The organism is Chelatococcus sp. CO-6, assembly GCF_001271345.1.
Lineage (GTDB): Bacteria > Pseudomonadota > Alphaproteobacteria > Rhizobiales > Beijerinckiaceae > Chelatococcus_A > Chelatococcus_A caeni.
This window is the reverse complement of record NZ_CP012399.1, coordinates 318,056-341,673: the sequence shown is the minus strand read 5'-3', so window position 1 is coordinate 341,673 and position 23,618 is coordinate 318,056. Positions and strand designations below refer to the sequence as shown.

The 23,618-nt window shown below is 64.7% G+C and carries 18 protein-coding genes; 7 read left to right on the top strand and 11 right to left on the bottom strand.

Annotation, left to right across the window (positions count from 1 at the left end; all coding sequences use genetic code 11):
• The first annotated feature begins 255 nt into the window (after positions 1-255).
• Genes AL346_RS22115 through AL346_RS22105 form a run of 3 tightly spaced genes read left to right on the top strand, consistent with a single transcriptional unit; the run spans position 256 to position 4,916 of the window.
• Entirely contained in the window at positions 256-1,563 is a 1,308-nt protein-coding gene (locus tag AL346_RS22115; RefSeq protein ID WP_019402602.1) for a polysaccharide biosynthesis/export family protein, read from the top strand.
• The gene (locus AL346_RS22110) at positions 1,544-3,373 is read left to right on the top strand and encodes a Wzz/FepE/Etk N-terminal domain-containing protein (RefSeq protein WP_082312685.1); all 1,830 of its coding nucleotides are present in this window, start codon (positions 1,544-1,546) and stop codon (positions 3,371-3,373) included. Before AL346_RS22115 ends, AL346_RS22110 begins: the two co-directional genes overlap by 20 nt.
• Positions 3,345-4,916: a hypothetical protein gene (locus tag AL346_RS22105; RefSeq protein ID WP_019402604.1), complete on the top strand. Its 1,572-nt coding sequence runs from the start codon at positions 3,345-3,347 to the stop codon at positions 4,914-4,916. The genes AL346_RS22110 and AL346_RS22105 overlap by 29 nt, the downstream gene beginning before the upstream one ends.
• On the opposite strand, the gene AL346_RS22100 is transcribed toward AL346_RS22105, so the two are convergent.
• Both AL346_RS22100 and AL346_RS22095 read right to left on the bottom strand, forming a co-directional pair.
• Complete coding sequence (locus tag AL346_RS22100) at positions 4,917-6,419, bottom strand: hypothetical protein (RefSeq protein ID WP_019402605.1); 1,503 nt, start codon at positions 6,417-6,419, stop codon at positions 4,917-4,919.
• Complete coding sequence (locus AL346_RS22095; protein WP_019402606.1) at positions 6,416-7,531, bottom strand: glycosyltransferase family 4 protein; 1,116 nt, start codon at positions 7,529-7,531, stop codon at positions 6,416-6,418. The genes AL346_RS22100 and AL346_RS22095 overlap by 4 nt, the downstream gene beginning before the upstream one ends.
• A 713-nt stretch (positions 7,532-8,244) precedes the next feature.
• Between AL346_RS22095 and AL346_RS25745 the strand changes: the two genes are divergently transcribed.
• The 3 genes from AL346_RS25745 to AL346_RS22080 all read left to right on the top strand — a co-directional run bounded on the left by AL346_RS25745 (position 8,245) and on the right by AL346_RS22080 (position 11,905).
• A complete protein-coding gene (locus AL346_RS25745; protein ID WP_019402607.1) occupies positions 8,245-8,979 on the top strand; it encodes a response regulator transcription factor in 735 nt (244 codons plus the stop codon).
• A 558-nt stretch (positions 8,980-9,537) separates the two neighbouring features.
• Positions 9,538-10,497 (top strand): ATP-grasp domain-containing protein, encoded by a 960-nt coding sequence (locus AL346_RS22085; RefSeq protein ID WP_019402608.1) that lies wholly within the window; start codon positions 9,538-9,540, stop codon positions 10,495-10,497.
• A gap of 232 nt (positions 10,498-10,729) precedes the next feature.
• Positions 10,730-11,905 (top strand): glycoside hydrolase family 5 protein, encoded by a 1,176-nt coding sequence (locus AL346_RS22080; protein ID WP_019402609.1) that lies wholly within the window; start codon positions 10,730-10,732, stop codon positions 11,903-11,905.
• Positions 11,906-11,969: 64 nt separating this feature from the next.
• Here AL346_RS22080 and AL346_RS22075 read toward each other — a convergent pair whose 3' ends face one another.
• The 4 genes from AL346_RS22075 to AL346_RS22060 all read right to left on the bottom strand — a co-directional run bounded on the left by AL346_RS22075 (position 11,970) and on the right by AL346_RS22060 (position 15,978).
• On the bottom strand, positions 11,970-12,599 hold the full coding sequence (locus AL346_RS22075) for a WecB/TagA/CpsF family glycosyltransferase (protein ID WP_245303256.1): 630 nt from the start codon (positions 12,597-12,599) through the stop codon (positions 11,970-11,972).
• Positions 12,535-13,455 carry an exopolysaccharide biosynthesis polyprenyl glycosylphosphotransferase gene (locus tag AL346_RS25740; protein ID WP_245303255.1) on the bottom strand — a complete coding sequence of 307 codons (921 nt, stop codon included), beginning with the start codon at positions 13,453-13,455 and terminating at the stop codon, positions 12,535-12,537. The genes AL346_RS22075 and AL346_RS25740 overlap by 65 nt, the downstream gene beginning before the upstream one ends.
• Before the next feature lie 514 nt (positions 13,456-13,969).
• The gene (locus tag AL346_RS22065; protein ID WP_019402612.1) at positions 13,970-14,812 is read right to left on the bottom strand and encodes a class I SAM-dependent methyltransferase; all 843 of its coding nucleotides are present in this window, start codon (positions 14,810-14,812) and stop codon (positions 13,970-13,972) included.
• A 59-nt stretch (positions 14,813-14,871) separates the two neighbouring features.
• Entirely contained in the window at positions 14,872-15,978 is a 1,107-nt protein-coding gene (locus tag AL346_RS22060; RefSeq protein WP_019402613.1) for a GNAT family N-acetyltransferase, read from the bottom strand.
• Between the two features lie 355 nt (positions 15,979-16,333).
• Between AL346_RS22060 and AL346_RS22055 the strand changes: the two genes are divergently transcribed.
• The gene (locus tag AL346_RS22055) at positions 16,334-17,536 is read left to right on the top strand and encodes an alpha-hydroxy acid oxidase (RefSeq protein ID WP_082312681.1); all 1,203 of its coding nucleotides are present in this window, start codon (positions 16,334-16,336) and stop codon (positions 17,534-17,536) included.
• Between the two features lie 687 nt (positions 17,537-18,223).
• On the opposite strand, the gene AL346_RS22050 is transcribed toward AL346_RS22055, so the two are convergent.
• The 5 genes from AL346_RS22050 to AL346_RS22030 form a co-directional block, all read right to left on the bottom strand.
• Complete coding sequence (locus AL346_RS22050; protein ID WP_245303254.1) at positions 18,224-19,720, bottom strand: HlyD family type I secretion periplasmic adaptor subunit; 1,497 nt, start codon at positions 19,718-19,720, stop codon at positions 18,224-18,226.
• Positions 19,721-19,733: 13 nt separating this feature from the next.
• A complete protein-coding gene (locus AL346_RS25735; RefSeq protein WP_053194139.1) occupies positions 19,734-20,711 on the bottom strand; it encodes a type I secretion system permease/ATPase in 978 nt (325 codons plus the stop codon).
• Positions 20,690-21,049: a hypothetical protein gene (locus AL346_RS25730; protein WP_053194137.1), complete on the bottom strand. Its 360-nt coding sequence runs from the start codon at positions 21,047-21,049 to the stop codon at positions 20,690-20,692. Before AL346_RS25730 ends, AL346_RS25735 begins: the two co-directional genes overlap by 22 nt.
• Positions 21,004-21,519 carry a hypothetical protein gene (locus tag AL346_RS25725; protein WP_245303253.1) on the bottom strand — a complete coding sequence of 172 codons (516 nt, stop codon included), beginning with the start codon at positions 21,517-21,519 and terminating at the stop codon, positions 21,004-21,006. Before AL346_RS25725 ends, AL346_RS25730 begins: the two co-directional genes overlap by 46 nt.
• Before the next feature lie 757 nt (positions 21,520-22,276).
• The gene (locus AL346_RS22030) at positions 22,277-23,119 is read right to left on the bottom strand and encodes a phosphotransferase (RefSeq protein WP_019403106.1); all 843 of its coding nucleotides are present in this window, start codon (positions 23,117-23,119) and stop codon (positions 22,277-22,279) included.
• Between the last annotated feature and the right edge of the window lie 499 nt (positions 23,120-23,618).

Here is a 23,618-nt window from a genome sequence, read left to right as displayed (position 1 = left end):
CGGCGGTGCTTCGGCGCAAATGCCCGGCAGTCGTGCTCCGCCCTCAAGCTTAGCCGGTCCGGTATGGAGGCTTATCTCGGAAAGTCAATACGCTCGATGGTATCTACTCCCGAAATGCCGAACTACCTCAGGATGTCCCGACCCGCACTGCACAGTTCCGATAATATATTCCCCGAGTCCGACAGACTTGGACCCTGACAGACTTTGGACGTCATGCCGCTGCGCTGGTCGCCATCGAACATAGGGAAGGTGCCCATGAGCATCTCCTTCTCGTTTCGCCTGAGGGAGCTGGCGCCAATCGCCGTCCTTCTCGCCGCATTGCTGTGGCCGCATGGTCCCGCATGGGCGGCCTACCGCTTGCAATCGGGCGATGTTCTTGAACTGGCGGTTGCCGGCGTGCCGGAGCTGCGACAGCGTTCGACGGTCGGGATCGACGGCGAGGTTGCATTCCCGCTCGTCGGAAACGTTAGGGCCGGCGGCCTGTCCGTCGCCGATCTCAGAGCCAGGCTCCTCAACATCCTCGCTTCGAAGATCTACCAGCAGCGAACGAGCGACGGGCGCGAGGTCTCGCATGTCGTCCTCCCCGAAGAAGTCACGCTGTCGATCGTCGAGTACAGGCCGATCTACCTGAACGGAGACGTGACGAGACCGGGCGAGCAGCCGTTTCGGCCGGGCCTCACAGTCCGCCAGGCGGTCGCAGTCGCCGGCGGGTACGACATCATGCGGTTCCGGATGAACAATCCCATCCTGGAATCGGCCGACCTGCGGGCCGAATATGAATCGCTGTGGACGGATTACGCGCGGGAACAGGCGCATCTGTGGCGCCTGCGCACGGAACTCGGGGATGCGGTCTCGCCGGATCCGGCCAATCTCCCGATCGCACCGGACCTGCTCCAGCAGCTGCGCTCCAATGAGGAGCGGCAGCTCGCGGCGCGAATGGCCGATCAGGACAAGGAACGCGCCCATCTGCAAGGCGCGATCGACGCCGCGACGACGCACCTCACCATTCTGGCCGGGAAACGAAAGAACGACGAGGATGGCCATCGCGCCGACAGCAACGAATTCGACAAGGTCCGCGATTACTTCCAGCGCGGCATGGCATCCAACGTGCGGCTGTCGGAAGCCCGGCGCGCCATGCTCATGTCGTCGACGCAAGTGCTCCAGACGATCGTCGAGATCAACAATATCGAACGGCAACGCACGGAGTATCAGAGGCTGTTGACCAGGCTCGACGACCAGCGTCGGATCGAACTCCTGCGGGAGCTGCAGGACGTCAACGTCCGCGTCGCTCAGGTCACGGCACGGCTGCGCAGTGTCGGCGAGAAGCTGCTTTACACGAGCACGCTGCAATCGCAGCTCATAAGGGGCACCGGCGGCCAGCCCGAATTCGTCGTCTACCGGGCTGCCGAGAACCGCGAGATGGAAAGCAGCGAGGACACGGAGCTCTTTCCCGGCGATACCGTTTTCGTGACGCTGCGCGCCACTCCAGTGACGGCCGAGTCCGCGCAAACCCGTCAATCAACTGCGGCTGGGGATAAACACTATGCTTCAGGTTCCCCATAAGCACGACGCCGGTAATCGGGACGTGCCTGTTGCGGCACATGGAGGCGTGCCCGATGTCGAACTTGCCGACATTGCAGCCCTTGCCGCTTTCGCCCGGAGAAACCTCGGGACCATTTTGGTCTGCACGATCCTGTGCATGGCCGTCGGCATTTCGTATCTTGCCTTTTCCACGTCCTACTACACAGCGCGCACAACCGTGCTTCTCGACGTCAAGAAGCCGCGGGCTGTTCAGGATCAGGATGCGATCCCGAACAACGTCGCCGAGATCGGCTATATCGAAAGTCAGGTCGTAGTGCTGCAATCGGCCCTGACGATCGAGAATACGGTCACCCAGCTCCATCTCGACGACGATCCGGAATTCAACGGAATGCTGGACTGGCGGGCCAGCATTGCGCGACTTTGCCCGAGCGCGGCATGGCTTCCCTGCCCCCGGCAGCCTCCAGACAGCGCAGCCGCGCGTTTGCGCAGTGCGGCAGAACATGTGCGGCAGGCGCTCGTCGTGCAGCGCATCGGCACCTCGCAGGTGATCGAGGTCAATTTCTCATCGCGCAACAAGGATAAGGCCGCCGAAATCGCCAACGCGCTGGTGAGCAGCTATCTGGCCGGACAATCGGCCGCCGGCATGCGTCTGACGCAACAGGCAATCACGTGGCTGGAGCAGCGGATCGAAGCCTTGCGGCAACAGACCCTCGAAGCGGCCCAGAGGCTGCAGGAGTTCAAGGCCGGCAGCGGGCCCAGCGATCCGGCCCAACGCGCCTTCATGCTGCGCGAACTGCTGAGCGCCCTGGAGAACCACCAGACGCTGTACCAGGGTTTCGTGCACCGCTATGCCGAAACCGCCCAGCAGCTCTCCTTTCCGATCTCCGACGTCCGCGTCCTGACGGTCGCATCCCCGCCGTCGAGACCCGACGGGCCGTCGAATACCGCCATCCTGGCGATCGCCGCCCTCGGGGGGATCGTCCTCGGCCTGATGATAGCGGCGGCGAAGGAGCGCCTCGACCGGACGATCCACACGCCGGATCAGCTGGAAGCATCGACGGGCCTGACATGCGTGGCAGCCATGCCGCAGATACCGTCTTCTCCCCGCAAAATGCGCTCGCAGCGGCCCGCGGCTTCGCCAGGTGAAGCGGGCGCGCGGCTGTGTGCGACACGGCCGGACACGGACGCTTTGAGACAGGTCGTGAAAGACCCTGGCTCCGAATTCTCCCGCGCGACCGGCCTGCTCCTCTCCCGCCTCGAAACCCGGCTGAGGGACACGGGCTCGGCTGTCATCGGCATCGCACCCGTCGGGCACCGCCTGTCGCACGAGATCGTCGCATCGAACCTTGCAATGCTGGCCGCCGGCTTGGGGCGCAAGACGCTCCTGATCGATGCCGACCGGCATGCGGCCGCACTGACCCGCTGTCTCGCGCCCGGTGCCGCCTGCGGCGGGATCGACATCGCGGCCAAGAAGAGCACGATCGAAACGGCTCTCTACACGGACGAGACCACCGGGATGCAGTTCCTGCCGAGCCGCTTCCCCTCCCGGCCGGAGCCGGCCGAGGCCATCCGCTTTCCTGACTGGATCGCGGCGGCGATCTCCCAGGCGCGGGACAATTATCCCTTGATCATCGTCGCGATGCCCGAGTGCCTCGAATCCGCCGACGCCCACTATGCGATCGATGCCCTGGACGACCTCGTGCTGGTCGGTCAGGCGGGGCGGCTCACCGTCGGCCAGATCAGCGAGTTCTTCCGTTCCATCCGAGGAAACGAGAAACGCGTGGCCGGAGTGGTCTTGAGCCATGTCTTCGATCGCTCAAAGCGCTGCTAGGGCGAACCCTTTCGGGCTTGCAGCCCCCGGGTTCGGCGAGCGCCAGGCTGCGCCGATAGTCGGAGCCGTTGCCGCCCTCCTGTTCCTGATCATATGCCCCGGTCTTCTCCTTTCGATCGGCGCGCCGATGCTCGCCTTGCCGGCGATTTTCGCCGTCGTTTTCTTCTTCGTCTTTCGGGACAGCATCCCTGCCCTGTTGATCGCAACGGCCATTTTCCAGAACGTGGCAATCGCCTTCTGGGTTGAGGAAAGCTCCACCGTCGGCCAGATCAGCACCGCCCGGGCCCTCAGCTTTCTGGTGATGGTCTCGTTGTTTGCCGCGGTATCGATCGGAGCCATCGCCGCGCGGCAGCGCGTCGCCCGTTGTCATGTGCATCTCGTGTGGCTGTCGTGGATCGTCCTCGTCGTCATCGGCGGCCAGACCGCCCTAGGTATCCCCACCGCCGGCCTCAACGGCGCTGCGGCCTATGCCAGGAACATCAGCCTGCTGCCGATCGCCCTGGCGCTCGGCCTGCTGTGCCAGCCCCGGAACGGCACCGGCAGCCTACGGTGGTTCAGTGCGGCGTTCGTCGTCCTGCTCGTGTTCGGCTACGTCGAGATGGCTTTCCGCGAGGAACTGTATCCCCTTGTCGGCTTCGACCGGTTCATGCTCAGGACCTCTGAACGCTCAGCCGACATCCAGTACCGACTGTTCCTCGGTTTCTCGCAATATCTGAATGCGCAGCAAACCGCCCTGTTCAATGATCCGAACCTCGATGCGTTCTCCATCATCCGCCTGCAGGGTCCGACCGCGCATCCGATCAGCTTCGGCTATGCTCTGGTCATCACCTCCTTGCCTCTCCTCGCCAGAGCACCTTTGACGGTGCTGCTGCTGCAGGCTCCTCTTCAGTACGGGATCAACTCGAAGGGCGCCGTACTCCTCTTCCTCGCTTGTGCGGGGGCGCGCCTCGGTGTGCGAATCCTGCTGTCGATGCCGTCCATTCTTCGTGCCCTGGCCGTGGTGACGGTCTGGGCTATGTCCACGGCCGCGGGGATCGTTCTCGGGCTCCGGCATGGGGATTTCCATGTGCTTGGGTTCCTGGGCGGGCTGAAGGCCTTCGTCGCAAAACCTCTCGGCCATGGCGTGGGAACGAGCGGCAATCTGACGGAGACGGGCGTCAATGGCCGGATCGACTGGGTCGCCATGCAGCATGCCGGCAGTGCTGATCGCGGCATCGAGAGTGCCGTCGGCGTGATGCTCGATCAGCTGGGCGCGTTCAGTGCGGTCTATTTCCTCTTGGCCATCCTGGTCATCCGGCAGCTGATCGTCGCGAGAGATCCGCTGCACATCGTTCTCGCGACGGCCGCCATCGGTCTCATCGCGAATGGCGTCCTGCAGGAGGAAGCACTGTTTTCTCCCTCGAGCGCCGGACTGCTGTTCTTCATGATCGGCCTTGTGCTTGCTGCGCAGCCCGCCACCTCCGGCCAGCCTGTCCATGGCCGAAGCGCGTCCTTCCGGCCAGCGGATTGGTCGCAGCTGCGACAGCCCGGCAGCGCGGCCTGATCACGGGATCGGACGAACCGCGCAATCGGGTTGCACGCGGGCCGACAGGCCCGGAATTGGCAGCGGGATCCTCCACGACACCGCCGAACCGTCGATGCATTCGAGCCGCCCGGCCCGGTTGAGCGTATGGATGCGGCGGCCTGGCCAGTCCGGGCCGGGAGCAAGGATCGTGCGGACGGTCTGCGCGAATTCCTCCTCATCGAGGCGGATCACCTCGGCAAGGCCCAGCGCCCGCCCGTAGCCGCTGCGGCAATCCTGCACCGGCCGCCACAGCCGCCCGTTGCGGCACACGATATTGCCGGCGGGACGCGCAGCGGACGCATCGATCAGGACCGGATTGGCCGGGTGCGGCCGCCACGGCCCGACCAGCGCATCCGCCATGAACAGGGACAGAGTATCGGAGGGCGCACCGGCGCCGTCGCGGGTGGCGACGAACATCCAATAGCGCCCGCCATGGCGGACGATCGTCGCGTCGCTGGCTTCGATGCCCTCGAGCAGCACGGCTTCCTCCACCCAGCGGGTGGGAAACGGATCGGCGCGGTACAGGCGGACGGAGCGGTCAGCCGAGCTTTCCGGAACCATCCAGATCTCGCCACCGTCAACCATGAGGAATGGATAGGACAAGTGCCAGGGCGTCTCCAGCACCGGTCGGGCTGCGCCGGTCGGACCATCCGGTCCGAACGGGATCGCCGCGATGATACCCTTCTGCTGACGGTGGTCGAAATCCTCGACCATGATCCAGGTCTCATCGCGCCAGACGACGGGGAACGGATCGGCCAGGAAGCGCAGGCCCGGATCGGGAACATCGCGCCACGGCGTGCCCCCGAGATCGCGACGGTCGAGAACATCGGCCTCGTCGTCGACGAACCGCCATCCGACCCGCCAGTGCGGTGCTCGCGTGCACAGCCGGTACAATCGCCGCAATGCCGAGAAGGCGAGGTCACCGACCGCGTAGCGCACCGCCGCCGTTGCGCTCGCCGGAGCGGCAGCCCGGGGCATGGGCCGCACGCACTGCCCCGGTTGCGACAGGGCCGAGAGCGCGAGCGTCTGCACGCGCGCGACGATGCATTCGTAGGCTTCGACCAGGCTTTCGGCTGTCTCGATGGAAGGCAAGGCACGCGCGAGGATGCGGGAACTGCCCGCCTCGGCGATCTCGAGGAGCGGTGTACGCCCCGCGAGCAGCGCCCCGAACAGCGCAGCCTCGTCCGGCACGCCGTCGTAAAGGAGACGCAGCGCACCCGGTCCGCCCGCGCCGGCGGTGCTGAGGTCGAGCACCGGGCCCGCGGGCAGCGGGCAGCCCGAAGCGGCGGAGACGCGGTCGCTCGGGCGCGGCCCCGGCAGTCCGCGGACCAGTTGCTCCAGGGAGAGGAGGAGCTCGACGGCGGTCGGCAGTGTGGCACCGTCTGTCACGACGAGGGATGCCGCTCGCCCGGACGCCAGCCGGGACGCGAAGTCGACGTGCCAGCGTCTCAGCCGCCGTCTATCCACGATGAGGGAGGTCATGGCGCCGCCGCTTGCTTCGCGCCGAGATCGCGAACGAGGCTGTCGTAAGCCTCCACCATCGCGTCGACCGGATATCGCGCAGCCAGGCGCCGGCCGCGAGCGGCCATTTCGGCAGCACGCCCCGGAGCCGCCACGAGGCCTGCCACGGCCGCCCCGAATGCCGCCGGATCGCTGGCATCGACGAAAACCGCACAGGGCTCGCCGGCGACCGAAAGCACCTCCCGCAGCACCGGCAGATGGTTCGCCACGACCGGAACGCCGGCTTGCGCCGCCTCCACTGCCGCGATTCCGAAGGTTTCGGCCAGCGACGGGAAGACGAAGACGTCGAGGGCGGCAAAGAAGTCGGCGATGTCCTCGGCACCGAGTTCACCAAGAAGATGGAGGCGCTCGGCACAGGCGAGATCGCGTGCCAGTGCTCTCAGCCGCGCGGCGTCCGGCCCCTGTCCTGCCAGGGCCAGGTGCCAGGTCGGGTTCAACGGCAGCAGCCTGACGGCGGCGTCGAGCTGTTTGGTCTGATGCAACCGCGCGGCGCAGCCAAGGACTGTCGGGCGGACGGGCAGACCGAACCGGATCCGAGCGCCCTTTCGGTCGAGGAGACTGCGCTTCACCGCCACGCCGTGGTCAATCCGCATCAGGCGGCTCCGGTAGGCGCGAGGGTGGTCCTTGAACTCGGCTGCCGCCTCGCCCGACACCGCCACGATGCGGCTGTAGACGCCAAGGCAGCCGAGCCAGCGGTCGGCGGTGCGCACCGGCGCTGCCACGACGGCGCCCGCCGAGTTCTGGTTGGCGATGACGTGACGCACGCCGGCAAGCCGGGCGAGCGGTGCGCCGATCACATTGCCGTAGTGCTGGAAACAGAGGACGACATCGGGCCGGAAGCGCCGGATTTCGCGCCCCAGTCCCCACAGAAGACGCGCAAGGGCACGCGGCCCCGTCGGGCGGGCGGTGGCGCAGAACACCGTTCTCTCATCCCCGTCGAAGGCCGCCGTGCGGCGATAGAAGAAGATCTGCCGGATATCGTGCCCGCGGTCTGCCAACCCCGCTGCGAGAAGCCGGGCAATCTCCTGCGCGCCGGCATTTTCGGCCTGCGTCTGCAGGAGGAGCACACGCATCCCCCCATCCGCAGTCGGCTTACGACATGTCCTGACCTCCGATGGAGCGCGGTGAACAGGACCAATGACCGCGGAATCACTCTGCATCACACTATTCGCTCCGCTAAAGGGCGAATTGCTCAATAACGCTTGGTCAACTGTCGAAGTGTCCCACTGAAGCTGCGCATTGTCGAGGCACGCGTCCGACTGCTCCGGTGTTATGTCAAGGCAATATTGAATTACACCTATGGTATTCGCCAGGCCGCGCATGCTGGCGCGGGGGGACGTCGAATATCTCCTGGAAGTGGTGCGCTTCGCCTGCTGGCAAGACGCTGCAGCGCCTTGCGCCAGCGATCGACCGGCAAGGGGCGCGCCCGGTGCAAGGCGCTTTCGCGCTCCCCAGCCGGTGCGAGCGGACCGGTCGCGCAAACCGTTCTGCCGCAGCGCAGCCTGCCGCGTCAACACGGGCGGCATTCAATATCGGAGACTCGGATAATCCATCTGAAGTAGTCCGACGAGGTGGGCCCGTCGCCCTTTTGCTGGATATGGACACCAGCTGCCGTATATTATCGCTGCTCGCCCCGTTGTGGGTACGCTGCATGATTTCAGGCGGGAGCCCGGCGCTCTAGCCAACATATCGGCCAGTCATATCAAGGAGATTCCCGAGCCAGAGATATCTCATCGGCCCCTTAAGCTTGCGAATAGCACTACGGACTAGTTCAAAGGATCCGACAATGATGTCGAGTATCGAGACGGTCGTTTTGGAGCCCAACGTTCTTCTGCGCGCAGGCCTCTGTAAGCTTCTGAACGGAACGCAGTTCAAGGTGATCGCGGCGGTAGCCTCCCTCGGTGAGTTGCGCCTCAGGGCGAAGCACCACCCCACGCTGATCATTGTGAGCGCGGACGCGGCACCGGAAGATGTTTCGAATGTATTCGGCGAGCTGCAGCAGCAGCACCCGGACGCACGCATCGTTATATTGGCGAGGGGCCACGATTCAACCAGGATGCGCGAATTGGCTCAGTATGGTGCAAGTGCCTATCTTTGCGAAACCATGTCTCCGGAGGCCATCATCAAGTCTCTCGAGCTGATCATGCTGAACATGAGCGTGGTTCCGGCGGCCATGTTGTTCAATCTGTGGGAGAGCGAGCCCGACGGCAGTGACGTGTCGTTGCCGGAGGCCGATCCCGCCATGCCGAGCGGCGCCGATCCGACCCGGCCGCATCTGTCCGGTCGGGAAGTGAGCATCCTTCGCTCTCTGGTGCACGGAGATTCGAACAAGCACATCGCGCGCCAGCTCGATATCGCTGAGGCGACCGTCAAGGTTCATGTCAAGGCGATCCTTCGCAAGATTCGCGTGCGCAACCGGACACAGGCCGCCATCTGGGCGATGGCGAACAGCATTCCGGATCGGGGCGCCGAAGTGCTGCGCGAGGAAGCCCCGCCCGTTCCGCATCGGCAGCTGGCCTGAGCGAAAGGCGCATCCGGGAGGGGCCTGTCACGGGCCGGCGGAGGCATCAAAAGCTTCGCAACCGCTGCCGGGGCCGGATCGGATCAGGCGGATTCAACCTGATGGGAGCGGGTTCAGTGCTGTTCTAACCGCGCGGCGAGCCCCTGCTTACGCGAAACAGGGCTACCACCTAAGACCGACGGAATATACATAGAAGAAGTTGCCCCGGTCCAAAGCTTTGAAATACCTTATGCAAGGCGACAGAAGTGGCGAAACATGCCCTTGCAGAGGCTCAATCATCATGCAAGAGCTTAAGAAGAAAGAGAGCTCCTCGCGTGAAGCATATGCTTGGATCGTATCGAGTTTGGTAGAGTAGAGGCACCACCCATGGAGTCCTCGAGAAATATCCGCGTCGTCCTTCTGTCGCCCCCAGGCGATCTCGGGTACATCGTGCTTCGCAGTCTCGCCACGTTGGGTTCCAGCACACTTCTCGTTTGTCAGCCGCGATCGGCAATCCGTCTTTCCCGCTACAGGACCAGGACGCTCCTGACGCATTCACAGGCGTTCCAGGATCCGCACATGGTTGCAGACGCCATCAATGCGGAGGTCGGGCGCCAAGGTGTCGATGTTGTTCTCGCGAGCTCCGTTCCAGGTTTGAAGTTGCTGGCCGAGATACGCGATCGCATCCGCGCTCCCGTATTCCCGATGCCGGACCTGCCGACGCTCGAGATTCTCAATCATAAGCTGAAGTTTGCCGACATCTGCGCGGCGTGCGGCGTGCCGACGCCGCCGACGCTGTTCTATCGCAGCCAGACGGAGCTGCGACCGGCCGAAATCCGCACCAAGATCGCGTTTCCCTGCGTCCTGAAGCCCGTCAGCGCCTCCGGCGGTGACGGCGTGAACGTGGTCCACGGCGAAGCCGAGCTGAACGCCGCCTTGTCGTCGGCGGCCGAATACCTGCACGACGGGCTGCTCGTCCAAGAGTATATAGCCGGGCGTGACGTCGGGCTCAGCGTTTTCGCGCAGGATGGCGAGATCAAGAACTGGGCGACGTTCTATTGTGATGGCCACTGGTCTACCGAGTTCGCGCATATTCCGGGTTTGCTCGAAGCCGGGAGAGCCATCATCGCCCACACCAGGTTCACGGGGATTGCCAATTTCGACGCGCGTTTCGACCCGCAGTCGGGCCGGCTTCTGTTCCTCGAGTGCAACCCGCGCTTCTTCCGGCGTGTCGAGGCCGGGCGGAACTGTGGCCTCGATTTCGTTGCGGCTGGCCTTGCCGCGATGGGGCTCGCGGCAGACCAGCCGGCGAGCCTCACCGAAGGCCGCCACCTCTCGGCCCGGGATCTCTTCAGCCGTCCCGGTCTGAAGCTGGTCTCCTCCCACGCCTATTCCCTCAAGAGCGCGAGCCGGGATATCATGAGCATTCTCAGGGACCCCGCGCCGGTGCTCGGATCCTTCCTGCATGAACACGCGGTGCGGTCGGTGAAGTTGTCATGGCTGGGCTTGGCCGCAATACTGTCGAACGTGGCGGACTGAACAGAGCGGACCGCTTTTTCTCGAACCCGTCCTGCCCGCGCATCAATCCGGTTCCTGATGGCTATCGTAGGCCCGCATGACACGAGGCAGCATCTGGGAAGACGTGAGGCCTGCCTTGAGGACGGGCGTTGCACGTTGCCATGGCCGGGCAGGCCGTGCTTGCTCCTGCCTTGCGGCGCCGGAAGCTTTGAGCGCGCGATCCGCCAAGACGATCCGCGAACGCCGGCCGCTGATGAAGCTGGTGATCTTGCTGCTTTCCGCGGCGCTCACCGGCATTCCCTCTCCCGCTCCGGCGGAAGATAAGGCGACCGCCGCGGTGGCCGCCGCGAGCTCATGCAACAATGAGGATCAGACCGGCGTCCCGGTCGCGCGGCTGCGGGCCCTCGCCCGCGGCTTCTCGCTGCCAGGCTGGACGGACCGATGGCCGCCCCGCGCTCCCGACGAGCGAATGCTGGCGCAGTTGCGCACGATGGGACTGACTCATGTCCGGCTGCCCCTGCTCCTCGAGAGGCTCTCTCCCGCGTTCAGCGGCCCGGCGGTGATTGCGCAGTCGCTCCAGCAGACCGACCATGCCGTCGAGATCCTGCTGCAGCTCGGATACGCCGTGACGCTCGACATGCACCCGGCGGAACGGTTCCAAGAGCTTCATCAGGCGGAGCCCGACCAAGGGCTCGCCATTCTCGCAGAGGTCTGGCAACGGCTCGCAACACGCTATGCCAATACCGCCCCGGATCGCATCTTCTTCGAGATCCTGAACGAGCCGTCCGTTCCCTCCCCCATCTGGCTGGAGCAGGGCCCCCAGATCGTCGCGATCGTGCGGCGCGCCGCTCCGGACCATACCATCATCTACGGGCCGGCCTTCTACCAGCGCTACGAGGCCCTGCAGGCCCTCACCCCGTTGGCGGACCCGAACATCGTCTACGCATTTCACTTCTACGATCCGATGGCGTTCACGCATCAAGGACAGACCTGGGGGCGCGATCCGCCGCCGAGCGTCGGCCGCATACCGTTCCCGGCCGGCCTCGCCGATATCGAGCCGTTGATCCGCAGGTTGCAGCAACAGGGCCAGTCCGAAGCGGCGGAGAGCTTGTCGGAGCAGTTCCGTGAACCCTGGACGCCGCAGACGATCGACCGGATCTTCGCCGGGGTGGCCGATTGGGCCGCGTCGCACGCGCGGCCGGTCATCGTCAATGAGTTCGGCGTGCTCTCGTTCAGGGCCGACCCGCAATCGCGGGCGGCGTGGATCCGAGCGGTCCGCACTGCCGCCGAACGGTACTGCATCGGCTGGACCCATTGGGAATATGCCGATGGCTTCGGCTTCGTGCGTCGCACCGGCAGCCGCGAGACCATCGACCCGGTGGTTGGTCCCGCCCTGACCGCGCCGCTCGGGAGCACACCCGTTCCGTGATGGGTCGGGGGCGGACCGGGCGGGAAGCGCCGCCGCGGTGCCCGGCTCGGGGTGCGTATGGTCGTCACCGATAGACTGGCATGCCCGCCGTCTTGGTGAAGAGGTGGTAGAGCGCCGGAATGTTGGTCTTGAGATAGCGTGCGCCCAGGCGATGCGGCTCCTGACCTGCACGAAACAGCCACTCCAGGCCGATCCTCTGCATCCAGAAGGGAGCCCGCGGCGCCCGCCCGGAATAGAAATCGAGCATTCCGCCACAGGTGCGGATCCAGCCTACACCCTGCAGCCGTGTCCGGTTGCGAACGGCAAAACTCTCCTGCAGGGGGCTGCCGAGACCCACCCACAGCACGTCGACAGCCTGGGAGCGGATCGTCTCGCAGATGTCTTCTTCCTCTTCCTTCGCAAAATATCCGTCCCGGCCGCCGATCAGCTGCAGGCCCGGAAAGGCCTGCCTGAAATAGGCGATGGCCCGCTCGTTGTCGCCGGCGCGGCTGCCGAGAAAGAAGAAGCGCAGTCCAGCCGATACCGCCGCCCGCGAAGCATCGAGGATCAGGTCCGTCGTCGCAATGCGCTCAGGGAGCGGGACGGTGCTCATCATGCGCGAGACCAAAACCAGCGGCATGCCATCGGCATCAATGATGTCGGCCTGATCCATCAGGGTACGGAAATCGGGATCGCGGTGATAGCGGGCGATCACCGAGCCGTTCGACGCGAAAACGAGCTTTGGCAGCACGGCGCCGTGTCGCGCAGCATAGCAATCCTCGATCATCCGTCCGATCAGTTCGGCTCTGGTGAGGCAGGCAGTGGGAATGCCGCCGACATTCAGAACGGGGACGCGTGGTCCGGAGCCATCCGGCTCGAGCCTTGCCGTAGACATCACAACGCTCCTCGCCCCAGGCTGCCCCGAGGACCGTTTTGGTTATGATGATGACGTCGAGAGACAGCGATCGGTTCTCGACATACCAGGAATCCAGCCGGACGCGCTGGGCCATGTCGCTGAGTTCCGGTGTCGGCCCGCGGGAACCGTTGATTTGCGCCCAACCGGTCAACCCCGGCTTGACCCTCTGGCGAATGTCATAGCCTTCGATCAGGCGCCCATAGTATTCGTCATGCGCGATCGCGTGGGGGCGCGGCCCGACGAGCGACATCTCGCCCCGCAGGACATTGATGAGTTGCGGGAGCTCGTCCAGGCTCGTCTTGCGCAACAGCCGGCCGACACGGGTGATGCGGGGGTCCTGCGGCTTTGCCTGTTCGATCGTTGCACCGTTCTCGAGAACCGTCATGGTCCGGAACTTCAGGATCTCGAACGGCCGTCCGCCCCGGCCCCTGCGCGTCTGCCTGAAGATGATGGGGCCCCTGGAATCCCATCGGATGACGCATGCCAGGACGAGGAAAAGGGGGATCAGCAGCAGCAGGCCGATGGTCGACAGAATGATGTCGATGATGCGCTTGGCGGCATCCGACCACATCGGTGCAAACTGAATGCGATGAGGGATCTTGGAATCAGGCGAGTAAGACCTGCTATCCAGATCACGCGACACGCTCCACGACATCGACGTCCCCTAGATGGATTCAACTGATCAGTTGAACAGAGCGCACCTCTCTCCCGGGCTCCTTCTCTTCTCCTCTGCACGCAGGCCACACTTCATAATCTTACTACTGATGGTGATTTCCTCGTAATAACCTTTTGAGGTACTTCCTGAAATCTCGTGCCCCATCGGCCCACTGCACTCGCAGCGAGACAGGTGCCGCACCTGTTCGAGACCAATGGAAACCAGGCTGGATGGCGTTCCGACGCGACCGGCCGAGGCGGACCACACGGCCGGGGACAGCCGTGGTTCAAGCGTCCGAGCCGGTCAAAGAAACCCCGACCGGATCCGAGCCGCATGAGATCGTGATTTCAGAAAGCCCGTGTAGGCGAGCGGCGCTCCTGGCAGCGGCCGAGGCGTCGGCCGCCATGCTCCCCTTGTCCCCCGCGGCGAGAGACTGCCACTCCGCAGCGCCGACGTGCCACAGGCATCCCGCAGGCCCTGCAGCGCCGTAAACCGGTTCTGGAGCGGCGAATATTCAATGCGCCGAATGTGGAGGAGACAGGAGCGCTCGACGGCAAAGATAATAAATCCATCTGTCTCGGCAATGTTCGTAATCAGCCTCGGGCACGACCTTCCCGTCGATCCCGAACGGAAGCACACGGTCAAACCCGACGGAGTGCAGCTGAGTGATCTGATCTTCGATGGCAATGTAATATGTCATCAACCGAAACAGATGAGCCTGATCGTTGATGATTGCATATGTCTGATGAAATTCCTCGTGGCGGGCACGCGCCATGTGAAATGTCATGCCAGCGACATAGGCGGCGAGGGTCTTCGCCGCCGCAAGAGGATTCCTGAAGCGCTCGCGGCGAAACCGGGTGATGTCCCATGCCTTCTGGATATCGGCCCGGCGATTATGGGTTGAAAACGCAAATGAACCATCGATTGACAGGAGACGATGACAATTTCTGAGTATCATTAACCTGGATTCGTGGTCCACATAATCGATTCCATTGAAGCTAAACAGTATAAAGTCAAACGACCCCTCCTCGAAATCATCCATGTAGCGAGCATCCCGCAGCTGAAATGAAACGCCGGGAAAGGCCTCCCGGCACATGCGCACCATTTCCGGCGAATAGTCGATGCCGATATAGTCCCTGCTGATATCCAGCAGATATGGCGTCGTTCGTCCTCCACCCACGCCGATGTCCAGTATCCGCTTGTTGCTGATCGTGTCGCGCAGCATTTCCAGGACCTCGGCCTCCGCCGGTTGCAGTTCCTCCGCCCTGCGATAGCGGGATACGACGCTCCGGGCGCGATAGGCCGCCTGGTTAGGGTCGGTTGTCCGGCCGGCAGACCTGCTCAATAGAGTGCACATGCGACATCCCCACATGTTCAGCTGAAGCAGCCATGCCCCGAATGCCGTTCCCGTGCGAGCTAGCGCCGATTAGACAGGAGTAAATTTGCAAAATAAATAATTGTTTTACCAAATATGGAACCTGCGAATGAGAAATCGTCGACTCCATATTGCATATTGGCCATCTGCGCCTTGTATCCTTCATCTCCACGCAGGAGATCCATTTCTTTCAAACCGTTGGACGAAGCCCAATCGATGAGCCTGATCATCAGGTGCCGACCAGGAGAATATTTCGACCACGCCGCGTCATAGCTCGGCATGTAATAGTATAGCTTCCCCCCGAATACACAGCCCAGGTGAACCGAGATGATCTGATCACCACATCGGAGCCAGGAAAGGTGCAGGATACCCATTTGTCGTAAGGCCGCGGCCAGCGCATGCACGACGCCCGCCGCCTCTTCCGGATCGTTGAACAGTCCCTTCTCGCCGCGTTGCGTCGTCCAGTTTGTCTTCTGCTGCAACAAGGCCGCAAGCACATCAGCCGGCGCGAGATCCGTATCCACTTCGAATTCGATATTCTGCTTCTTCTCCACCTTCTCGAGGCGCCGTATGTGCTTTGCAATATCGGGAAGCGGCCCCCGATCTTCGGGCGCCCCACCGGATAATGCGCCGCACGTCTGAACGGCGTAGATGGTATTGCTCCTGATGTTTCTGCCGATGGCGCACAACGAGCGATGGGTCGGTGTGGCGCGATGAACCGTCTTGATCAGCGCAATGTCGTAGCCGCCACCGCGGCGGACGCTATCCCACAGGAAGGCATTCAAGCTATCGTCCGCCGTCAGGACGTCGCAGTAGTCGAACAGCTCACCTCCCGCCCAGCGCAGGACGCGCACGCCGTTGCGCCTGCATACGGCGAGCGGCGCGACGGCGACGAGATTGCCATCTCTTGTCACGGTCGTGACATGCAGTCTGTAGCCGTTCTTTCTGCCCCGCAGGCGCCACCAGGCCTCGATCAGCGCCGGGTCGGTAAACGGCACTTTCCCATGGGCGAGCTGCAGGCGTTTCCACGCGTCGCCCACCGCGGCGACCGCTTCTTCCGACTGCATCGTTTGCACGTGCAATCCTTGCAGGCGCTGGGCGGCTCGGGCCGCCACGGCGGTATCGGCAACGGCTGATGTGATGGTCATCGGCAGCCAACGGTTCGCTGTGAGGCGGCCATGCTAGCGACAAGCCATTCACGGCCGCATGGAGGATCGGGATACCCCTGCGTGGAATATCGGGGTAACGCATCCGGAGCGGCGCTTCGGCGCCGGACATCGGCTCCCGGCCATGGGCCCCGCCACCCTGCCGCGCTTCCCAAGGACCGTGACGACGCAGCGACACGTCACCTCCGGGGCGGGAAGCCGACGTCGTCATCCGTCCGCGGGGTAGCCCGTTAGGAGGCGGCCATACAACTCCTGCCCCGTTTTATGCGGGATTGGGCGGCCGCAGAGTAGATAGTGCAGCAATGCCTGCGCGAGCACGATCGACCAAGGCGGTCTCATGAACCTATCGCGGGCGTTTGAAATCGACGATTTGAGACGCATGGCCAGGCGGCACTTGCCGCGCATCATCTTCGACTGGATCGAAGAAGGTGCCGGGGACGAGGCCGCTCTGCGCGCGAACCTGGAGAGCTTCGGCCGCTACCGGTTCCTGCCCCGTTACATGCGTGACGTGTCGGATCGTGATCAGGCGACGCACCTGTTCGACAGGACCTATGCGAGCCCGTTCGGGCTCACACCGACAGGCATGCAGGGCCTCATCCGCCGCAACGGCGCGCTGATGATGGCCAAGGCCGCCAATGCGGCGAACATTCCCTATGTCCTGTCGGGATTGACGACGACGTGCCTGGAGACCGTCGCCGCAGCTGCGCCGGAGCATTTCTGGTATCAGCCATACCCCTCTAACGACCGCACGATCGTCGAGCGCCTCATCGAGAGGGCCAGCGATGCCGGAGCCACGGCCCTGGTGATCACGGCGGATCTGCCGGTCGAGGGCCTGAGATTGCGCAGCATGCGCAACCGATCGTCCGGGCATCCCAACCCGTGGCTCATCCTTGAGGCCCTTCGCCACCCGGCCTGGCTTGCCGATTATCTTCGGAAGAAGCCAAAGTTGGAGGACCTAATCCCTTATGCGCCGCGCGGAGCCACCCGGCGCGATCTCGATGCGATGTTCGGCCGCGAATACGCGCCGATACGATCGAAGCAGACATGGAGCGAATTCGAGCGGTACCGCAAGATGTGGCCGCGCGCGCTCATTCTCAAGGGGATCATCAGCCCGGATGACGCCATCCGCGCCGTGGAGCTCGGCGCTGACGGCATCATCGTATCGAACCACGGCGGGCGCCAGCTCGACCGTGCCCCGCCGCCGCTTGAAGTGCTGCCCTTTGTCAAGGCGGCCGTCGGCAATCGCGCCGCAGTCATGCTCGACGGCGGCATCCGACGGGGCTCCGACATCGTCACCGCGCTTTGTCTCGGAGCATCCTTCGTCTTCATCGGGCGGGCGGCGCTCTACGGCCTGGCAACAGCAGGTACTGCGGGCGTGGCGCGGGCAATCGCCATCTTGCAGAATGAGATCGACGTCGTCCTGGGCCAGATCGGGTGCACGCGCATTGACCAGCTTGATCCCCACTGCCTGTGGCAGCCGGATACCTACCGGCCGGCCGACAAGATCCCGCCCCTGTCCAGCCTGTCGCTGGTGAGATGACCCCGTCCTTTCCGTCGCGTTTCACGTCATGCACCGCCGCGACGCCGTTCGAAGGCCGTCATCGAGCGCCAGTCCGAGCTTCGCCCGATCCTGGCGATGAGGCGCGGCCGGACTGCGGCAAGGCCTGAGCTATCCCGCGGTCCTTCAGTACCGATCGAAATCCCGCCATACAGGCGGTTGCCGAACCCGGCCCCGTGGCATAACAAGAGCCGCCGGATGACATTGGTGGCCCGCCGCCAGGAGCACACAGCATACCGACAATCCGGACGAGATGGCTCCGGGTCTCGAGCCCTGCTCTCCTGAGGCGGCCGGTTCAATCAGAGCGCACGCCCATGGTCGTCGTCCTCACGCTCGTAGCCATCCTGGGAGGCGTGCTCACGATGGTGGCCGTCTGGCCTTGGGGGCTCCCTGCCGCGCTGGTATGCGCTCCGATCGGAGGCAGCCTTGCGGTGGCGATCGCGGCGGCATTGCTCGCCCTCCGTAACCGTCTCCACGATGGAACGGACAGCCAGCCGCAGGACGACGGTGCCCGCCCGGCGGGAGACAGCGCCCGCGGCCCTGCCGATCCCCAGGATCCGCCGCAGCAGCGTTGCCGCTACGCCGGCGAGGGCGAGTCAGCCGGCCCAGCCCCCGGCAGGGCATCGCGGCGTCAGGGCCGAAGCGGAGCCTCCCCCGCCGATGCCGACCTCAATTTTCGCGCATGCCGCGACGCACCGCATCCATCAGCGGCTGGGTGAGATAGGCGAAGACCGTCCGTTCCCCCGTGGCCACGAGCACGTCGGCCGGCATGCCGGGCTTCAGCTTTTCGCGAACGTCCTCCGGAAATTGCGCAACCTGCACCGAGACCTTGAGTTCATAATAGGTCTGACCGGTCAGTTCGTCGCGCAGCGCGTCCGCCGCCACGGACCGCACCTCGCCGATGGCGATCGGCGTGGTGCGCGCCTTGAAGGACGGCAACCGCACCTCCGCCGGCAGCCCCACATGCACGTGATTGACGTCGAGGGGCGACATCTTCGCCGATACGATCAACCTGTCGTCGTCCGGCACGATTTCCATCAGAGTGTCGCTCGGCCGCACGACCGCACCGATCGTGTGGACTTTGAGCCCGACAACCCGCCCGGCCCTCGGCGCGCGCACATTGACACGGTTCGATCGGTCGACCGCCACGCCCAGCTTCTCGCGGGCATCGGCGAGCCGGGCACGCGTCTCCGCCAGCTTGACGGAAGCGTCCTCGGCGGTCTTCTGCTCGACCTGGGCAATCTGCAGGCGCGCCTCCTCGATCGTTCGTTCCAGCCTGGCCATATCGGCTTCGAGGCTGCCGACCCGCCCCTCCAGTTCGGCCTTCGAGCGCTCGAGCGTGGCAACGCGGGAGACCGGGACCAGCCCCTTCTCGGCCAGCGGCTTCAGCTTCGCATATTCCCGGTCGACGCTGGCGAGCTGCGACTGCGCAGCGTCGCGCTGGGCGACGGCCCCGCGGATCTGACCCTTCGCCTGGGCGATCCGCTCCCCCAGGATCGAGACCTGGATCTTGCGGGCGGAGCGGTGTTCCCTGAACTGCCTCAGTTCATCGTCGGCCGCCCGCCGGGCCGCGGGATCCGCCATCTGCTGCACGAGTTCGGGCGGGAAGCTGACCGCGTCCAAAGCCTCGGCCTCGGCTTCGAGCCTCGCCTCCTCGGCCTGCGCCGAATAGAAGGCCGAGCGGGCCATGTCCTCCTGGGCGCGGACCTGGGTCGCGTCGAGACGGATCAGCACCTGCCCCTCCTCGACGTGGGCATCATTGGTCACGAGGAGGTCCTTGACGATCCCCCCTTCGAGGTGCTGAACGGCCTTGCGATCACTCTCGACGACGACGGAGCCCGATGCGACCACGCCGCTGTCGATCTGTGCGATGGACGCCCATCCCCCGAGCACGCCGAAGGTGAGGACCACCACGCCGAGCCCGCGTCGGGCCGGCGTGCGCCAGTCGCCGATCAGGGTCTTTCCCTTGCCGGCCTGATCGTCCCGCTCGAAAGCCTCCTGCAGCCGCGCAAGCACGCCGGCGGCCCGAGCCGTCACCACAGCGAGAACAGCTCCCATGGCGGCAAGCCGGGCGTCGGCAGGGAATGCCCCCCTCGGACGGCCGGCGAAAGCCTGCGCAAGGCGGTGGCGAAACATCTTCGACAGCAGCTTCATCTTGCTGATCATGCCGATCCGCCCGTCACAGTCCGGCAGCCTGGGCCGGCCGATGCGAGGCGAGCGGCGGCCGCTCGTCCTGCACGGCCGGGCTGTCGCCCGCGGCCGTGCGCCGTGGTCCCGCCGCAGCGACATTCTGGCCGAGGAGCAACGGCAGGAGCTCGTCACGCGTGCCGACGCGCGCGACACGGCCTTCGTGCATGAGGATGATCCAGTCCACGATCGAGAGGAGATTCGGCCGGTGGGTGACGATCGCGATCGTCACCCCCTCCGAGCGGAGATTGCGGATCGCCTGGGCGAGCGCCATGTCGCCGTCGCTGTCGAGATTGGCGTTGGGCTCGTCCAGCACGACGAAGGCGGGCTTGCCGAAGAGGGCGCGCGCCAGGCCGATCCGCTGGCGCTGGCCGCCCGAGAGCCCGGCCCCATCCTCGCCGATCTCGGTTTGGTAGCCTTTGGGCAGCCGCTGGATCATGGCATGGGTGGAGGCAAGCATGGCCGCCTCGACCACGGCCTCGTCGGGCGCGTCGTCCCGGAACCGGGCGATATTGTCGCGGATGGAGCCGGCGAAAAGTTCGACGTCCTGCGGCAGATAGCCGAGCGCCCGCCCGAGTTGATCCGGATCGAAATGGCGCAGGTCGTTACCGTCCAGTCGCACGCAGCCGTGGACAGGCGACCAGGCGCCGACCAGAGCCCGGGCGAGCGACGACTTGCCTGATCCCGTCGGTCCGATGATGGCGACGACTTCGCCGGGCTCGAGCTTGAGCGTCACGTCCGCGACGACCGGCGTCGCGCCGCCGGGCGCCACGACGGTGAGCCCCTCGACCGAGATGGCGCCGGTCGGGCGCGGCAACTGCATCGGCTTTTTCCTGGCCGGTTGGGACTTGAGCGTGTTCTCGAGGCGCGCGTGAGCCGTGCGGGCAGCGACGAAACTGCGCCACTGCCCGACGATCCCCTCGATCGGGGCGAGCGCGCGCCCCATGATCAGCGAGGCGGCGAAGAGCACGCCCCCGAGATCTCCTGGCGAATGGCGAGATAGGCACCGACACCCATGACCCCCGTCTGAATGGCCATGCGCAGGAACTTGGAAATCGCGAGAAGCGTCACGCCGCGCTCTCCGGCTCTGACACCGAAGTGCAGGGCCTCGTCGCGCGTTTCGGCCCAGGCAGCCCGCACCTGGGGTGCCATGCCGAGGCCGCGGATCGCGTCGGCATTGCGCAACGTGGCGGTCAGGTGGTCGAGCGCCTGGTGGTTCTTGAGGGATGCCGCCACAAGGGAGGCCTTGGTGACGCGCTCGTTCACGAAGGCCAGGGCCAGTATGGCGAGGCCGCCGACCAGCGCCACCAGGCCGATGAGCGGATGCAGAAGGAAGCACACGCCGAGAAAGATCGGCGTCCACGGCGCGTCCATGAGTGCCGTGACCATGCCCCCGAGAACACGTCGCGCAACGTGTCGAGGTCGCGCAGGATGTGAACGTGATGGACGCCTCGCGTCTGCGAGGCCGACGCCAGGGCTGCCTCGAAGCTTTCTCCGGCGAGGAGGCGGTCGAACTGGACGCCGGCGTGCAGCAGGATGCGGCTGCGGAAATGCTCCAGCGCCGCGAAACTCACGAGCAGGACGAGCGCGATGCAGGAGATCATCACCAGGGTCATGCCGCTGCGGCTCGTCAGCACCCGATCATAGATCTGCAAGGTGTAGATCGGCGACACGAACATGAGCAGGTTCATGAACAGCGACAGTGTTCCCGCTGCGACGAAGGCGGGGCGGATTTGCCGGAAGGCGCTCGCAAGCGCGGAGGGATCTCGGGTTTGCATGACCTGTCAGACGTTCCGCAACATGTCCGGCTCCTCGTGCGGCGCGGCCAAGGCTCCGCTCCCGAGCGGCGGTGCGGGCCGGTTCAGCGCAAGGATGTCGGAGCTGCCGTTGTTGGGGCGAGCGGCCCCTTCCGGCGAATGGGATGATGGCTCTCTCGCCTCGGACGCGGCTGTTCCGCGGCGGGAGCGTTTATTGGCCGGCGGGCGTGCCGGCAGTGGCAAGGCTGGGGGTCGTGGCCCGAAGCGACCACATGCTACTGATCGACGTCATCGTGAATTGCCGGGAGTGTCACGGGATCTCCTCCGCTGATGGAGACGGAATAAGCCGGCCTGTATTCCGTTCAATCGAAACCGCACCGGCATGTATTGCCATTGCCGCCTTCACCATTCGTCTTACGCATGGGGAGAGGACAACATTCTCATGCCGAGAACAGCCTTGAATTGCCCGAAAGCAACCTAGACCATTGTTGCGTTTGGTAATTGCAACCAGCAGTTCATGCTGATTAATTACAATTTGACGGGTTTTATGGCGACAATATGACTCCTGAAATAGCCTGTTTTTCTGCTTGTTTTTCCATGACCGCATGGGCGGTGAGCCCAGCAGCCGGGCGGCATTTCGAGCGTTGCCGCGCACATTCCGCCGCGCTGCACCGGAGGTCGAGATCCTCAGGCCCAACGCAGCAAGCGAGATGGTCGTCGCCAGGCTCCGGCTCGCCGGCGCGGTCAACCCGTACGCAATCGCTGCGGCAGCTGAAAGCTAGGCGCGCGAATAGGCGTCCGCGCGGAGGATCACACGGGTCCAGTTCTGTGCTGCGCGGAAGGCTTCGGCACGCTCGCGCTTGTTCCGTTTCTCGTCCTTGACAGCACATATGAAGTGGAGCAGCGCACCGGCAAGGGCGTTTCGGGCGCCCGCAACCCAGTAGGCTGCACGAAGGCTTGAGGTGATCTTCCGCTCCTGGCCGATTTCCGAAAGATAATCACAAAGCAGCTTGTCGTGGCGCCGCTTCGCTTCCCATTCATAGCAGCCGAGGGATTGCAGCCACGAGCTGATGTCTTCGATCGGCGAACCGACCCGGGCTCGTCCCCAGTCCAGCAGGATGGGGCTCAAGCGCGATTGCCGATGGCGGATGAGCACGTTGCCCGAATGAACATCGCCGTGGATGGGGCCCTCCCCGAACGGCGCCTCGCCGCAGAGCTGCTCGCGCAGCCGTTTCTGCTGCAGTATCAACCGTCGGATCGCGGGCAGGCTCCGGGCGAGCGGCTGCAGGTCCGGATCCTTCCGGCAGCCCGCGACCGCCGCCTGTGTCAGATACGCCATTTCCTCGAGACGCGCCTCGAAGTCCCAACACGGCACCGCGATGTGTGCCTGCTTTGCCTCGAGATGGAACCGCGCAAGCCACCGAAGAAGGTCCCCGGCAAGTTCCACATCCTGCCAGGGCCAGGCCTTCGCGCGTCGTATCGCTTCGATGCACAGAAACACCTTGCCCGGTTCAGGATGCATGACGCCCAGCAGCTGCGGCGACAGCTCGCGCGCGTATTTGGTTGCCAGGTTCCGGTAAATCGAGGCTTCGCGCACCATCCAGCCGTCGAGCTCCTTCAAGACCGTGCGGAGCAGTCTCGGTCGGCCATGCCGATCGCAGAACCTGACGGTTACTTCGCCAACCCGGGAGGATTCCAATCCACCCGGGAATCGACGGCACTCGACGGCTGCTTCCGCCGGCAATTCGCCCGCCACGGTGCGAATTGTATCGAGCGCGAACTCCATTGCCTGAGATGAAATCATCTCGCCAAGATAAGCGGTCCCAGCGAACACTCAACGTTACTGCTGCTGGACTCGCAAACGCCACGAGAGGCCGGACGCCTGCAACCCTCCGGCGCACTGCCACGGCCTCCGGAGACGGCAGGCGGCCGGAAAGCGATCCCGAAACGCAACAGATGCCGCAAATCGGTCGCACAATGCCCGTTCCTCACGCCTTGCCCATTGCACAACCCCCTTTTGCGGGCGTATTCGACGGTGCCGTCCGCCGGATTTCGACGCCCCGGCGCTCGGGCAATCCATCGTCGCCCGATGGCGGGGCGCTGGCGACCACCGGACCGTC

Bases quoted from the DNA above. Each gene is read 5' to 3' on its own strand.
- AL346_RS22060 (WP_019402613.1), bottom strand. From the start codon at position 15,978: ATGACCATCACATCAGCCGTTGCCGATACCGCCGTGGCGGCCCGAGCC.
- AL346_RS22065 (WP_019402612.1), bottom strand. From the start codon at position 14,812: ATGTGCACTCTATTGAGCAGGTCTGCCGGCCGGACAACCGACCCTAAC.
- AL346_RS25740 (WP_245303255.1), bottom strand. From the start codon at position 13,455: ATGTCGTGGAGCGTGTCGCGTGATCTGGATAGCAGGTCTTACTCGCCT.
- AL346_RS22115 (WP_019402602.1), top strand. From the start codon at position 256: ATGAGCATCTCCTTCTCGTTTCGCCTGAGGGAGCTGGCGCCAATCGCC.
- AL346_RS22050 (WP_245303254.1), bottom strand. From the start codon at position 19,720: ATGATCAGCAAGATGAAGCTGCTGTCGAAGATGTTTCGCCACCGCCTT.
- AL346_RS22105 (WP_019402604.1), top strand. From the start codon at position 3,345: ATGTCTTCGATCGCTCAAAGCGCTGCTAGGGCGAACCCTTTCGGGCTT.
- AL346_RS25725 (WP_245303253.1), bottom strand. From the start codon at position 21,519: ATGCAAACCCGAGATCCCTCCGCGCTTGCGAGCGCCTTCCGGCAAATC.
- AL346_RS22095 (WP_019402606.1), bottom strand. From the start codon at position 7,531: ATGCGTGTGCTCCTCCTGCAGACGCAGGCCGAAAATGCCGGCGCGCAG.
- AL346_RS22055 (WP_082312681.1), top strand. From the start codon at position 16,334: ATGAACCTATCGCGGGCGTTTGAAATCGACGATTTGAGACGCATGGCC.
- AL346_RS22080 (WP_019402609.1), top strand. From the start codon at position 10,730: ATGAAGCTGGTGATCTTGCTGCTTTCCGCGGCGCTCACCGGCATTCCC.
- AL346_RS22110 (WP_082312685.1), top strand. From the start codon at position 1,544: ATGCTTCAGGTTCCCCATAAGCACGACGCCGGTAATCGGGACGTGCCT.
- AL346_RS22100 (WP_019402605.1), bottom strand. From the start codon at position 6,419: ATGACCTCCCTCATCGTGGATAGACGGCGGCTGAGACGCTGGCACGTC.
- AL346_RS22085 (WP_019402608.1), top strand. From the start codon at position 9,538: ATGGTTGCAGACGCCATCAATGCGGAGGTCGGGCGCCAAGGTGTCGAT.
- AL346_RS25745 (WP_019402607.1), top strand. From the start codon at position 8,245: ATGATGTCGAGTATCGAGACGGTCGTTTTGGAGCCCAACGTTCTTCTG.